Annotated in this window: 14 protein-coding genes; 13 read left to right on the top strand and 1 reads right to left on the bottom strand. The window is 55.2% G+C overall.

The genetic code is table 11. From position 1 onward, the window contains the following. Positions 1-41: 41 nt before the first annotated feature. A complete protein-coding gene (rnk, locus tag IPM31_11115; protein ID MBK9007528.1) occupies positions 42-458 on the top strand; it encodes a nucleoside diphosphate kinase regulator in 417 nt (138 codons plus the stop codon). A gap of 92 nt (positions 459-550) precedes the next feature. Here the strand turns inward: rnk and IPM31_11110 are convergent, their stop codons facing one another. Then, a complete protein-coding gene (locus tag IPM31_11110; GenBank protein MBK9007527.1) occupies positions 551-1,615 on the bottom strand; it encodes a class I fructose-bisphosphate aldolase in 1,065 nt (354 codons plus the stop codon). Between the two features lie 198 nt (positions 1,616-1,813). On the opposite strand from IPM31_11110, the gene IPM31_11105 reads away from it, so the two are divergent. The 12 genes from IPM31_11105 to IPM31_11050 all read left to right on the top strand — a co-directional run bounded on the left by IPM31_11105 (position 1,814) and on the right by IPM31_11050 (position 12,931). Next, positions 1,814-2,335, top strand: coding sequence for a hypothetical protein (locus IPM31_11105; protein ID MBK9007526.1), 522 nt, complete (start codon positions 1,814-1,816; stop codon positions 2,333-2,335). 107 nt (positions 2,336-2,442) lie between these two features. Next, positions 2,443-3,900, top strand: a complete 1,458-nt coding sequence (locus IPM31_11100; protein ID MBK9007525.1) for an FAD binding domain-containing protein — start codon at positions 2,443-2,445, stop codon at positions 3,898-3,900. Beyond that, complete coding sequence (locus IPM31_11095) at positions 3,893-4,315, top strand: hypothetical protein (protein MBK9007524.1); 423 nt, start codon at positions 3,893-3,895, stop codon at positions 4,313-4,315. The genes IPM31_11100 and IPM31_11095 overlap by 8 nt, the downstream gene beginning before the upstream one ends. Before the next feature lie 8 nt (positions 4,316-4,323). Beyond that, the gene (locus IPM31_11090) at positions 4,324-6,537 is read left to right on the top strand and encodes a xanthine dehydrogenase family protein molybdopterin-binding subunit (GenBank protein ID MBK9007523.1); all 2,214 of its coding nucleotides are present in this window, start codon (positions 4,324-4,326) and stop codon (positions 6,535-6,537) included. Between the two features lie 8 nt (positions 6,538-6,545). Continuing rightward, on the top strand, positions 6,546-7,427 hold the full coding sequence (locus IPM31_11085; GenBank protein ID MBK9007522.1) for an alpha/beta hydrolase: 882 nt from the start codon (positions 6,546-6,548) through the stop codon (positions 7,425-7,427). After that, positions 7,424-8,128, top strand: a complete 705-nt coding sequence (locus IPM31_11080; GenBank protein ID MBK9007521.1) for a DUF1361 domain-containing protein — start codon at positions 7,424-7,426, stop codon at positions 8,126-8,128. Before IPM31_11085 ends, IPM31_11080 begins: the two co-directional genes overlap by 4 nt. Beyond that, positions 8,128-8,622 (top strand): DinB family protein, encoded by a 495-nt coding sequence (locus tag IPM31_11075; GenBank protein MBK9007520.1) that lies wholly within the window; start codon positions 8,128-8,130, stop codon positions 8,620-8,622. Before IPM31_11080 ends, IPM31_11075 begins: the two co-directional genes overlap by 1 nt. Before the next feature lie 7 nt (positions 8,623-8,629). After that, the gene (locus IPM31_11070; protein MBK9007519.1) at positions 8,630-9,388 is read left to right on the top strand and encodes a DUF1361 domain-containing protein; all 759 of its coding nucleotides are present in this window, start codon (positions 8,630-8,632) and stop codon (positions 9,386-9,388) included. After that, a complete protein-coding gene (locus IPM31_11065; GenBank protein ID MBK9007518.1) occupies positions 9,375-10,178 on the top strand; it encodes an EF2563 family selenium-dependent molybdenum hydroxylase system protein in 804 nt (267 codons plus the stop codon). The genes IPM31_11070 and IPM31_11065 overlap by 14 nt, the downstream gene beginning before the upstream one ends. A 215-nt stretch (positions 10,179-10,393) precedes the next feature. Continuing rightward, the gene (locus IPM31_11060; protein MBK9007517.1) at positions 10,394-11,308 is read left to right on the top strand and encodes a hypothetical protein; all 915 of its coding nucleotides are present in this window, start codon (positions 10,394-10,396) and stop codon (positions 11,306-11,308) included. 7 nt (positions 11,309-11,315) lie between these two features. Then, positions 11,316-11,909 (top strand): hypothetical protein, encoded by a 594-nt coding sequence (locus IPM31_11055; GenBank protein MBK9007516.1) that lies wholly within the window; start codon positions 11,316-11,318, stop codon positions 11,907-11,909. Positions 11,910-12,253: 344 nt separating this feature from the next. After that, positions 12,254-12,931, top strand: coding sequence for a FadR family transcriptional regulator (locus IPM31_11050; GenBank protein MBK9007515.1), 678 nt, complete (start codon positions 12,254-12,256; stop codon positions 12,929-12,931). Positions 12,932-12,938: the final 7 nt, after the last annotated feature.

Here is a 12,938-nt window from a genome sequence, read left to right as displayed (position 1 = left end):
GAGTGTTCCCGCACCAAATCACACAGGAGTAAAAAAGAATCATGAGCGGTAAAGCGATACAGATCACCCAATTCGACCTTGAGCGTTTGCAAAAGTTACTTGTAGACGCGCAAGCCACCGACTACCGCAAAAGCGAATATCTGGAAAAACTTCAAGCGGAGATTCATCGCGCGCAGGTGGTCGAGCCAAAAGACATTCCAAGCGACGTGGTCACCATGAATTCCACCGTCAGCATCGTAGACCTCGACACGAAGGAAGAGGAAGTGTACACGCTGGTCTTCCCGGAGGACGCCAACGTTCGAGAAGGAAAGGTTTCTATTTTGGCGCCCATCGGAACCGCCATGCTCGGGTACGAAGTCGGCGACACCTTTGAATGGGACGTCCCTGCAGGCAAGCGTAGACTGCAAATCAAGAAAATACTGTATCAGCCCGAGGCTTCGGGGGATTTTGATCGGTAGAGTTAATGCCCTCAATAAAAGCGACATGAATGTCGCGTTACGGAGTCTCGATAAAAAACATCCCGAAGCATTTCGCTTCGGGATGTTTCGTGTTACGCCACTGTCACGCTCTTATCCAAATACACATCTTGAATCGTATTCAGCAACTTCACGCCCTCCGCCATTGGGCGTTGGAACGCTTTGCGCCCGGAGATGAGACCCATGCCGCCCGCGCGTTTGTTGATGACGGCTGTTGCCGCGGCTTCGGCAAAATCGTTCTCGCCCGACGCGCCGCCGCTGTTAATGAGTCCGATGCGGCCCATGTAGCAGTTCGCCACCTGATAGCGGCACAGGTCAATGGGATGGTCGCTGATCAAGTCGGTGTACATGCGCTTGTCGAATTTGCCGAACGAGACGCCGTCTTTGTTCAGCGCGAGATAGCCGCCGTTGTTCTCGGCAAGTTTCTGCTTGATGATGTCCGCTTCGATCGTGACGCCAAGATGGTTCGCCTGACCCGTGAGATCGGACGACACGTGGTAGTCTTTGTCCGATTTGAAAGCTTTATTGCGGAGGTAACACCACAACACGGTCGCCATGCCGAGTTCGTGCGCGAGGGCGAAGGCTTGCGCGATCTCGATGATCTCGCGGTGCGAATCGTCCGAGCCGAAGTAGATCGTCGCGCCGATTGCCGCCGCTCCCATCTCGTGCGCCTGCTTGACCGTGCCGAATAGGATCTGCTCGAAGCTATTCGGGTAGGTCAACAATTCGTTGTGATTGATCTTCACGATGAACGGGATTTTGTGAGCGTATTTGCGCGCGACAATTCCCAGCACGCCGAACGTCGAAGCGACGGCGTTGCATCCGCCTTCAACCGCAAGTTTGACGATATTCTCCGGGTCGAAGTAATCGGGGTTCTTGGCGAAACTCGCGCCGCCGGAATGTTCGATGCCTTGGTCTACGGGCAGGATGGACACGTAGCCCGTCCCGGCGAGTCGGCCCGAGTTGTGAATCCAGTTCAAATTGCGTAAGACGCGGTTGTTCCGATCCGAATGACCGAAGACGCGGTCTACCGAGTCGCCGCCCGGCAAGTGAAGTCTATCTTTTGAAATTTTCGGGGAGTTGAAGTTGAGAAGCGATTCGGCTTTATCGCCCAGCAAGGATTGAATATCGGTTGGCATGGTAATTCTCCAGTTTGATTTATTGAGCGACGTGGCGTTTTCTTAGCCACAGAGTTCTCTGAGTTTTAATTCTCAAAATCTCTGCGCGCTCTATGGCTACGGTACCTAACCAGTCGCTCTGGAATTTAGTTTTCTTGATTATAATGGGTTTGCGCGACTTACCACACTCTGACTCGTATATCTTTTTTGGAGGCTCACATGGATGATTTTTTTCAAAAAGTAACCAGCATGCAAGACCCGTTCAAGAAATTGGTGTCGTTCATCCCCGGTTTCGGCGGCTACATCGAGCGGCAGAACCGCCGCGACGCGGACAAACTCCTGCGCGACACAGTGGCGCGGCGCTTTGAGGAACAACACAAACGCGCTTCGCAACTGCAAACCGAACTCGTCAGCGCGGGCAAGATCGAATTCGTGGACGACATGGAGAAGGCGGCGATCAAACTCCAAACGTTCATTGACAAGATCAGCCGCGCCCCGCGCGGATATTCCGGTCTGTTCGATGCGGTGAAGATCAACGAGAAGGAACTCGAAGCGATCTACCAATTCGACGCGGCATTCTTCGACCTCGCCGAACAAGTGGGACGCGCGAACGATAACGTGGAGCAATCGCTCGGCGACGATGCCGCGCTCCCCGCCGCCATCCGCAACCTCGCCACCATAGCGCGTCAAGCCGTGGAACTTTACGAAAAACGCGACGAAGTTGTGACGGGATCGAAATAACACCCCTCCGTCATTGCGAGACGCCGAAGGCGGCGAAGCAATCTCCGTCATTGTGTTGGAGATTGCTTCGTCGGGCGAAGCCCTCCTCGCAATGACGAGATAATAACATGTGGCATACCTACATCAACGCAACAACCATTGAGGACGTATTACAGACGATCCATGCCAAGGGGGAACACAGCCGCATCATCGCCGGGGGAACCGATTTAATTCTCGAACTCGAGCGCGGCGTCCGCAAGGGGATCGAAACCATCATAGACGTGACGCGCATCCCCGGCCTCGACAAGATCACCATGGACGAAGACGGCGTCATCCATCTCGGTCCGCTCGTTACGCACAACCATTGCGTCGAATCGAAATTGATCCGCGAACGCGCCTATCCGCTCGCGCGCGCGGCGTGGGAAGTGGGCGCGCCGCAGATCCGCAATCGCGGCACGATCGCGGGCAACCTCATCACCGCCTCGCCCGCCAACGACACCATCACGCCGCTCATGGCGCTCGGCGCGTCGGTCACATTGCGATCGGTGAACGGAACGCGCACGATAGCGCTCAAAAACTTTTACACCGGCGTCCGCAAGACCGTGATGCAAGCGGATGAAATGCTCGTGGACATTTCTTTCCTCGCGATGAAGACGACCCAGCGCGGCACGTTCATCAAACTCGCGTTACGCCGCGCGCAAGCCATCTCTCTCGTGGACGCGGCGATTCTTCTCGACCTTGATTCTGATTCAGTTTCCTCAGCCTCCATCACGCTTGGAGCCGTCGCCCCGACGATCATCCACGCGCCCGAAGCGGAAAAATATCTCGCTGGCAAAAAACTGACAGACGATGTCATCGCCGAAGCCGCGCGATTGACAATGGACGCCTCCAAACCGATTGACGACATTCGCGGAAGCGCGTCATATCGCCGCGAGATGGTCCGCGTGTGTACAATGCGCGGACTGAAGTCAATCCGCGATGGGCAGGAACAAGCCGGGATGCCGTCTGATGCGGTTTTGTTGTGGGGCAAACAATCTACGGAACGCGGACTTTCAGTCCGCCCTGAGCCACATGCAGAAATTGAAACAACGATCAATGGCAAAAAATATTCGCTGAAGACCGGTCACGAAAAAACATTACTGCGTTTCCTGCGCGAAGACATCGGCTTGACCGGCACAAAAGAGGGATGCGCCGAGGGCGAATGCGGCGCGTGTACAATTTTCCTCAACGGCAAAGCAGTGATGGCATGTCTCGTCCCTGCCCCGCGCGCGCATGAGGCAGAGATCACAACCATCGAAGGTCTCGCGCTGAGCGGAGGTCTGAGCGAGCGAAGCGAGACGAAGACCGCAGTCGAAGCGCTGCACCCCGTTCAAGAAGCGTTCATTAAGCATGGCGCGGTACAATGCGGATATTGCACGCCGGGCTTCGTCATGTCGGCGGCGATGTTGATGGAAGAAAAAGAGAACCCAACCAAGAACGAGATCGAACAGGCAATTACCGGTAACCTGTGCCGATGCACAGGCTATTACAAGATCGTTCAAGCCATTGAAGATGCCAAGTCAATGACGGAGGTGAAGCATGGGTAAATATACAACCCAGGTAAAACAAAAAGAGACCGCGCGCGTGCGCGGCGTGCACCCGATCATGAAAGGGTTGGGGTGTTTCATCATGATCATCGTGCCCGTCATTTCCTACGGTGTGGCAATGCTTCTGGTCAATTATGGAATCGGAAAAGGGTGGCCCCTTCCCACCGAATGGCTGGGAACACCGCAGTTCCATCCCTGGCTGTGGAAGTCGAGCGGGTTGGCTTACATCCTTGGATTCTTGCAGACCCAAACCAACCTCTACGCCAACATTGTTATTGCGCTGGGAGTTTGGGTGGTGATCGGCGGATTCATGGCGATCTTCTTCGGCTACTTATACCGTTTTCTCGGGCCCTCCGAGTACGGTCCCATGGATGTGCCTCCGATCCGCGCGAAAGTGAAACGCTACAAAAGGTAATTGTTGCAATGACTGTTCAAACGATCGGCAAATCTCTGCCCCGCGTGGATGCGCGCGGAAAAGTGACCGGCAGTTCGCCGTATTCAGGCGATCTATCGATGCCGGGTATGCTCCACATGAAAATGCTGTTCGCCGGGCGGCCGCATGCCCGCATCCTGAGCATCGACACGTCCAAAGCGGAAACCGCCCCGGGTGTGGCGGCGGTGTATACGGCAAAGGATGTGCCGGTCAACGAGTATGGCTTGCAATGGCAGGATCAGCCTGTGCTATGCGGACCCGGCTCCACAAAGCCCGGCGCGGATGTGGTCCGATTCGTCGGCGACCAGGTTGCGTTGGTCGTGGCAAACACCGAAGCCGAAGCCGCGTCGGCGGTGAAAATGATCGAGGTGGAGTATGCAGACCTCCCCGTCGTGATCGACGCGGAAGAGGCGATGAAGCCCGGCGCAACGCGCATCCATGAACACATCGGCGATTCGAATATCTGCGTTCACTACAAGATCCGCCGGGGCAATGTGGACGAAGCCTTCCAACGATCGGATGTGATCGTCGAAAGCGAGTATCGGACGCCCGTGCAGGAACACGCCTACCTGCAACCGGAAGCGGGGCTGGCGTACATCGACGAGGCGGGGCTGATCACGCTCGTCTGCGGCGGGCAATGGACTCATGAAGACCAACATCAAGTGGCGCACGCGCTGGGTATGCCAGACGAAACGATCCGCGTGATCTACCCGGCGATCGGCGGCGCGTTCGGCGGGCGCGAGGATATGTCGGTGCAGATCGCGCTCGCGCTCGCCGCGTGGAAGTTAAAGCGCCCGGTGCGCATCATCTGGTCGCGGCAGGAATCGATGATCGGGCACGGCAAACGCCATGCGACGGTCATCCGCGCCAAATGGGGGGCGACGAATAATGGAAAAATCAATGCGATCGAAAATGTGATCATCGGCGACGGCGGCGCGTACATGTACACGTCGAACAAGGTGCTGGGGAATTCCGCCATCACGTCCACGGGTCCATACTTCATCCCGAATGTGAAAACCGATGTGTACGGCGTATACACCAACAATGTGCCCGGCGCGGCATTCCGCGGGTTCGGCGCGCCGCAGGCATTGTTCATGGCTGAAATGCAAATGGACAAACTCGCGGAAAAACTCGGCATGGACCCGGTCGAGTTCCGCTTGAAGAACGCGTTGCGCGACGGCGACCCGCTGGGCGTTGGCACGCCATCGCCGAGTCCGGTCAGTGTGGCGCAGTGCATCGAGGCGGCGAGGGATCGGTTCGGGTGGGAGAAAGGAAAGCGCCGCCCTGAGGCTCTCGAAGGGAAGAAAGAGGAAAGAGGGATAAGCCATCTCAAACGCGGTCAAGGATTCGCCGCGGGCTTCAAGAACATCGGCTTTTCTTTTGGCTATCAAGAAAACTGCTGGGCAAAGATCGAACTGCATGGCGCCACCAAGATCGAGCGGGTGGTCTTGTATCACTCCGGCGCGGAAGTTGGGCAAGGCGCGCACACCGTGATGATGCAAATGGCGGCGGAAGCGACAGGCGTTCCGTTTGAGAAAGTGGAGTTGGTCGCGTCGGACACAGCCAGGACGGGCAACTCCGGTTCGGTCTCCGCCTCGCGCATGACGTTCATGTCGGGCAACGCCATCCGGGGCGCGGCTGATTTGGCGTTGAAAAAATGGAATTCCGAGGAACGTCCCGCCGTTGGCGAGTTCAAATACCTCGCGCCGCGCACCACACAATTCGATCATGACACCGGTTACTCCACACCCAATTTTGCCTACGCTTTTGTAGCGCAAGCCACCGAAGTGGAAGTGGATACCGAAACCGGCCACATGCGTGTGATCCGCTTCATCTCTGCCGATGATTTGGGCAAGCCGATCAACCCGGCGCTTGTCGAAGGACAGATCGAAGGCGCGGTTGTGCAGGCGCAAGGCTATGCCATCCTCGAAGATTACAAAACCAAGAACGGGCGCGTGCTGACCGATCAACTCAGCACGTATCTCATCCCAACCATTCGAGACATTCCCGAAAAAGTAGAATCGGTCATTCTCGAAATCCCCGACCCGAACGGACCTTGGGGCGCGCGCGGCGTGGGAGAACTCCCCTACCTCGGCGTCGCTCCCGCCATCGCCTCCGCGATCCACGATGCCACCGGCGTGTGGATCGACGAATTTCCGTTCACGCCCGAGCGCATCCTCAGAGCGTTGGGCAAAATATCCTAAATGCGGCAATGTTGTTCCCTGTTCGTAACGAAACGAAAGAGATCAATGCCGACGCCCGCAACTCAGCGGGCGGTTCGTTCATACAACTGCCCGGCGGCGTCACCCACTACGAAGCCGGCGGGAACGAAACAAGCGATACTGTCGTTTTGGTGCATGGCTTTTCCGTCCCATATTTTATTTTTGACCCTACTTTTGAATTTCTTTCACGATCGGGGTTTCGCGTCATACGGTATGATTTGTTCGGGCGCGGCTATTCGGACCGCCCGCAAGCCAAATACGATATCGACTTCTTCGTCGACCAACTTGCAGGCTTACTGGACGCCCTGCGTCTCTCCTCTCCAGTCAGTTTGGTCGGGCTTTCCATGGGCGGACCCATCGCCTCGGCGTTCACCCTCCGCCACCCAGAGCGGGTTCGCAACCTTGTGCTGATCGACCCTGCCGGCGCCCAGCCCATCTCCATGTCTCCACTGCTACGGGCGGCGAAACTGCCGAAGGTGGCAGAAGCAGTTTTATATCTGGTTGGAAGCGATTTCATGGTAAAAAGCATTGCAAAAGATTTCTTCGATCCCGCGCTGGTGGCGCATTTTCAGGAAAGGTACAAGGCACAAATGCAATACAAGGGATTCATGCGCGCCATCCTTTCCACGATCCGACATGGGATGCTCAACTCCTTTTTGGATATCTATCGGCAACTCGGCGCCACAGAAACGCGCGTTCTGTTATTGTGGGGGCGGAACGATCACACGGTCCCATTTGAGCATAGCGCGTTGCTTCGCGCGGCAATCTCAACCATCGAATTTCACGCCATCGAAGGGTGCGGGCACCTTCCGCATTACGAGAAGCCCGAACAGGTCAACCCGATCTTGTTGGAATTTTTGAGGCAGGCATGATCCGCGCATCGATCGATTATTTTTCTCACAACAAATATCGTCTCACCATGTTCTCCCTGCTGGCTGGCGCGACGGTCCTCTCAGTCGCCATCTGGCGGTTCCGCGTGGAGTACAGCGGGAGCGGCAATTACAACTTCCTGATCTGGAATTTGTTCCTGGCGTGGATTCCGTTCCTCATTGCCTATTTCACCTACACGCTCACGTTATCGAGGCGGTGGGTGTATGCCGTTGTGCCGGTGGCCGCGTTTCTCTGGTTGATCTTCTTCCCCAACGCGCCCTACATCTTGACCGATTTTCAGCATCTGGATTATTGGCACGACGTTCCCGTTTGGTACGATGTGATGTTGCTGATCTGGTTCGCGTTCACCGGGTTGCTGTTGGGAATGGTCTCGTTGTTTCTCATGCAAGAGATCATTCGGCGCGAGTTTGGGCGTTGGGCTGGCTGGGGATTTGTCGCCGTGGTCGCCGCGTTGAGCAGCGCGGGGGTGTATGTCGGTCGCTTCCTGCGCTGGAATTCGTGGGATATCTTTTACAACCCCGCCGGGATGGCGCAACACACGTTGCAAAGTATTCAAGAACCCAGCCTGCAATCCATCGGCTTCACCAGCCTGTTCGGAGTGTTCTTCCTGTTCTTATACATTACGCTGTATACGTTCGGGCATCTTTTATTGGAACGGCAGGCAAACTTACAGGGACAATGATGAACAAACAAGATATTCAATTCCTCTTCAAATACAACCAATGGTCGACGAAGAAAATCATGGACGCCGCGTCAAACCTGACGCCGGACCAGTTCCTCGCGCCCGCAGGTTTTCCACAAGGAGGCTTGCGCGGCACGCTCACCCACACCTTGTTTGCAGAGTGGATCTGGCGGAATCGCTGGGAGGGAACATCGCCCGCCCAGCGCATCCAACCCGAGGAGTTCCCCACCCTTGAGTCCCTCCGCGCGCGCTGGCTGGAGGAGGAAAGCCTCCTGCTAAAGTTTGTGGGTGAAGTGAGCGATGAACGGTTGAACAATCCCTTCAATTACACCAACACCGAGGGCAAGGCGTTAACAAGAATCCTGTGGCAGTCCATGGCGCACGTGGTCAACCACGGAACACAACACAAAACAGAAGCCGCGGCAATCCTCACGGCTCTCGGTCACTCACCGGGCGATATTGACATGATCTGGTTTGCGGCGGAACACAAGTAACTCAACCATGACGCCTTTGAAAAATCGGCTTCGCAATTTCCTCATCCGTAACCGGTACAACCTGGCGGTCTTCACATTGCTCAATGTGGCGTGCGCCATGTGCATCGCTCTCGTCGGCGCGCGCGTGGCGTACACCGATTCCGGGCGGAGGCTGGACCTGATTTGGAATTTATTCCTCGCGTGGATTCCCTTCATCCTCTCCTACGTTGCGCACGCCTTCTCCTGGCGGCGATTGACGTTGTACATCTTGATCCCCTTCGTCTCGTTCCTTTGGTTGATCTTTTTCCCCAACGCGCCATACATGCTCACTGATCTGCAAGACCTGGCGCGCGGTTCCTTTGGCGCGCCGCTTTGGTACGACGTGATCATCGTCGTTTGGTGTTCGTGGACCGCGATGTTGTTGGGCGTTGTCTCGCTCTATCTGATGCAAGATATCGTCCAGCGGTCGTTCGGACGTTTCATCGGCTGGATATTCGTCTTTGCCATCTCTGCCCTGAGCAGTTTTGGGATTTACATCGGGCGGTTCGTGCGCTTGAATTCGTGGGACATTCTGCAAAACCCGGCAGAAACCGCCATGGGGATCCTTGGTCTGGTCATCGACCCCAGCCGGCGGCTGGCGGCATTCACGTTGCTCTATGCGATTTTCTTTATTTACATTTATCTCCTGTTGTATTCATTTAGTCACATGTTGCAGGTACAAAATCTGAGAGCGAGCGAAACGCCAGAGCAACTGGCAGGGACTCAACCATCCGATGCGCGGCGATAAAGCGGTTTTAATTCGAGGCGGCGGCGATCTCGCCACAGGCGTCGCGTTACGTTTGCATCGGTCGGGCATGCGCGTGGCGATCACCGAACTTCCGCAACCATTGGCGGTGCGTAGAACGGTCTCATTCTCCGAAGCGGTTTACGAGGGCGCGCACATAGTCGAAGGGGTCGGGTCAAGGCTGATCGAAGCGCATCAGTTGTCCGCGTGGGAGGAAGCGGATTGCATCCCCGTGATCGTCGACCCGGAGGCAAATCTGCTCACATCGATCGGATTCATGGTTGTTGTCGATGCGCGACTTTTGAAGAGTCGCCCGGCGCCGCTCCCAGCCCCCGCCCCGCTTCACATCGGACTTGGACCTGGTTTCACAGCGGGGAGCGATTGCCACGCCGTGATCGAAACCCGCCGAAGCCATACGCTTGGGCGGGTGTATTGGTCGGGGTCAACCCAACCCGATTCAGGCGAACCCGAGGGCGATTCGCGCCGCGTACTTCGGGCGCCTGCGAATGGAGTCATCACCGCTATAAAAAATATCGGTGAGTATTGCGTGGAGGGTGAAGTAGTCGCTGTGATCGACAGTGAACACACGGTGACCAGCCCCTTCGGCGGCATGTTGCGCGGCTTAATTCGTTCGGGCTTGCAAGTCACCAAAGGATTGAAGATCGGCGACGTGGATGTTCGCAACGACCCCGGCGCCTGCGCTCTCGTGTCCGACAAATCGCTTGCGATTGGCGGAGGCGTACTGGAGGCGATCCTTGCCAAGCCCGAGATACGCTCAAAGGTATTGGCGTAAGATATCAGAGTTCTCAGAGCTTTGGTAAAGTCGCGCGACAAGACCGAGTCGCTGGAAGGCGAATTTACTACCGAGCAAACGGCAAAGTTGAACCGCACAGCCCGCTCAGAGCGCAACGAAAACCGTGAAAAATTCGCGTTAAATCTTTCCCGGGTTAGCAAAAGCCATGTATTGGGAGACTTGCAACGAACGCGCATCCGTTGTATGCTTGCGAAATGACGCTTGCCATATCGTTTCGGCGCTCTATCTTTCTACCTCAGGAAATTTCTTCAGGTAGCGACTCGCCCCGAAAAGTCCATTGGGTTGGAGGCAAGGCGCCGGTTGAGCCGAAGCAAAATCATGCGCAAAACGGGGATCATAATTCAGGCGGGAAATCTTCCGGCAGTTACCACAGCCTGTCTCACATCAAATTTGGGGAGGTCCAGCAAGCCTTTCACAATTTTCTACCCATCCTCATTCCGAGTGACACGCCTGGCTGGGTTGCTCCCGGTTATTTCTGTTTCATTCCCCTCGCGCAGGCGGCTGAGTATCGTCCCTCGGCAGTTTTTGGACGGGTAAAAGCCTGTTATCCCTCAGATGGTGTTCTTCAAAATATCCGTGAAATGGAGTTATGGTTTCCCAAGCCTGGACATGAGCCGCTAGAGTTGAATATTCGCCGTCGCGATATTGATTTTGAATCCGATCTGCTGGGGCAAAGTTACTGCGCCAAAATTCATATCTTCATTTCGCCAGGCGAGCAGGCTGACTTTGCGCGCTTCGAGGGTATTTTCTTGCAACACGGCTATATTCCCGAATTCATCACGCGCTACGTCGATCTCGCGGATGTGAATGAATTCAATCACAACGACTTCCCGGATGTGATCGTCGTCAGTTCGCGCTGGTTCGAGTCTGCCCGCGAGATATCTGATGGGCAGATATACGAGAAATTGCACCAATTGATCAAATGGCGCAAAACGGTTGTGAACTATCATCCATTGAACGTGGGACACGATGTCCGCACCTTGAACCGTGAATTAGGATTCAAACACGGGTTTACCGATACCGCCCTGATCGAACCAGAGACGCCCGCGCAAACCCTTGAGTTCGTATCGCGGACGTTCGATAGAATTTTCATGCAAGGTATGAGATAATCCCATTGTGAATGCAGAACAGGAAGATATCGCATTAGCCAACCGCCCAAGAGATTACGCCGGGCTCTTATGGATTTTTGCCGCCAGCATGTTGGGGTTCAGCATGTTTTGCGCCACCTCTGCCATCGCGCTGTCTGACCCATCTCTGCCCACTCCTATCGTGATCGAAGCGCGCGATATTCCCAACCTGGCATTTTCGAATTTAAATACTATCGCGGCGCAAACTGCCCAGGCGTTTGCCCAACTGGTAGCCACAGGCACCCCTACCAACACCTTCACACCCAGCCCAACATGGACTTCTTCGCCCACTGCAACCATGACCGCATCCAGAACACATGTAGTTCCAACAAGAACCGAGACGAAAGAGTCTCAGCCCCAACAACCAACAGCGATTCCCCCAACTTCCACTCCAAAACCGACAACCCTCCCTCCGACAAAAACGGCTGTCGTGATCGTCACCTACACCGGCACAGCAATTTCCACGGAACCGCCCACAGAAACTCCCGTGCCTGAACCATCAACAGACACCCCAGTACCTCCGCCAGATACCCCAGTACCTCCGCCCTCCACCGATACGCCTGTGCCAATTACAACTCCATAAGACCTGTATATTACAGGACTTACGCAGTTGGCGGTCAGTTGTACTGCCGCCGACGCAGTGCGACTACGGCGCAACAGGTTCAACTGCGTAAGCCCTCTATTAAAACCTCTGTCATGGTTGTTTGTTTGCAAGGCAACTACGAATGAACGGCAATGGATATATTTGCGGCCGCGCAAATGACAATACTCAACTGCGCAGAACGCAAAGAAAACCTTTAGAAACTTGGCGCTCCTCGCGCCCTTCGCGATAAAAAGAGAATCGAAGGTCAAATGAAGTACGGGCTTTCGCAATAACTCCTTGACTTACAGTAAGCATCGCCTTATACTCGAATTAATCAGATTAATATGATAGTTCGAGAAAGAATTTCTCCAAATATCTCAGAGTTTCTCAAATATCTTGCCGCGCATCAAGAGGCGGAAGGCGGCTTACCCACCCTCACCGAATTAGGACAAGAACTCGGTGTGAGCGTTGCGTCTTTGCGGGAACAGTTGGAAGTGGCGCGCGCGCTGGGGCTGGTGGAAGTCAAACCAGGGAGAGGAAAGACACGGCGGTTGAATTTTTCCTTCACGCCGGCGATCCGTCAGAGTCTTGGGTATGCCCTGGCGCTGAACGATGAGTACTTCCGCAAATATTCCGACCTGCGGAATCACATCGAAGCGGCATTCTGGTACGAAGCGGTGGAAAAATTATCGACCGAAGATAAAGCCGAATTGCGAGCCCTGATCGCGCGCGCCCACGAAAAATTAAATCATGCGCCGGTACAAGTTCCCCATGAAGAACATCGCGCTCTGCATCTGTTGATCTACAGCCGCCTCGATAACCCTTTTGTCACCGGGGTGCTCGAGGCGTATTGGGATGCCTACGAAGCGGTTGGATTAAACGTATTTACAGGCGGCTATGAATACTTGCAAGAAGTCTGGCGATATCACCAGGCGATGGTCGAATCCATTTGCAATGAAAACTATAAGGCTGGTCATGAGGCGCTGATCGCCCATACCGACCTTTTGTATCACAGACCGTAACACGAGG

Source organism: Candidatus Defluviilinea gracilis (assembly GCA_016716235.1).
Lineage (GTDB): Bacteria > Chloroflexota > Anaerolineae > Anaerolineales > Villigracilaceae > Defluviilinea > Defluviilinea gracilis.
The sequence above is the reverse complement of the archived record's forward strand: the minus strand, read 5'-3'. Positions and strand labels throughout refer to the sequence as shown.

Bases quoted from the DNA above. Each gene is read 5' to 3' on its own strand.
- rnk (MBK9007528.1), top strand. From the start codon at position 42: ATGAGCGGTAAAGCGATACAGATCACCCAATTCGACCTTGAGCGTTTG.
- IPM31_11110 (MBK9007527.1), bottom strand. From the start codon at position 1,615: ATGCCAACCGATATTCAATCCTTGCTGGGCGATAAAGCCGAATCGCTT.
- IPM31_11105 (MBK9007526.1), top strand. From the start codon at position 1,814: ATGGATGATTTTTTTCAAAAAGTAACCAGCATGCAAGACCCGTTCAAG.
- IPM31_11100 (MBK9007525.1), top strand. From the start codon at position 2,443: ATGTGGCATACCTACATCAACGCAACAACCATTGAGGACGTATTACAG.
- IPM31_11095 (MBK9007524.1), top strand. From the start codon at position 3,893: ATGGGTAAATATACAACCCAGGTAAAACAAAAAGAGACCGCGCGCGTG.
- IPM31_11090 (MBK9007523.1), top strand. From the start codon at position 4,324: ATGACTGTTCAAACGATCGGCAAATCTCTGCCCCGCGTGGATGCGCGC.
- IPM31_11085 (MBK9007522.1), top strand. From the start codon at position 6,546: ATGTTGTTCCCTGTTCGTAACGAAACGAAAGAGATCAATGCCGACGCC.
- IPM31_11080 (MBK9007521.1), top strand. From the start codon at position 7,424: ATGATCCGCGCATCGATCGATTATTTTTCTCACAACAAATATCGTCTC.
- IPM31_11075 (MBK9007520.1), top strand. From the start codon at position 8,128: ATGAACAAACAAGATATTCAATTCCTCTTCAAATACAACCAATGGTCG.
- IPM31_11070 (MBK9007519.1), top strand. From the start codon at position 8,630: ATGACGCCTTTGAAAAATCGGCTTCGCAATTTCCTCATCCGTAACCGG.
- IPM31_11065 (MBK9007518.1), top strand. From the start codon at position 9,375: ATGCGCGGCGATAAAGCGGTTTTAATTCGAGGCGGCGGCGATCTCGCC.
- IPM31_11060 (MBK9007517.1), top strand. From the start codon at position 10,394: ATGACGCTTGCCATATCGTTTCGGCGCTCTATCTTTCTACCTCAGGAA.
- IPM31_11050 (MBK9007515.1), top strand. From the start codon at position 12,254: ATGATAGTTCGAGAAAGAATTTCTCCAAATATCTCAGAGTTTCTCAAA.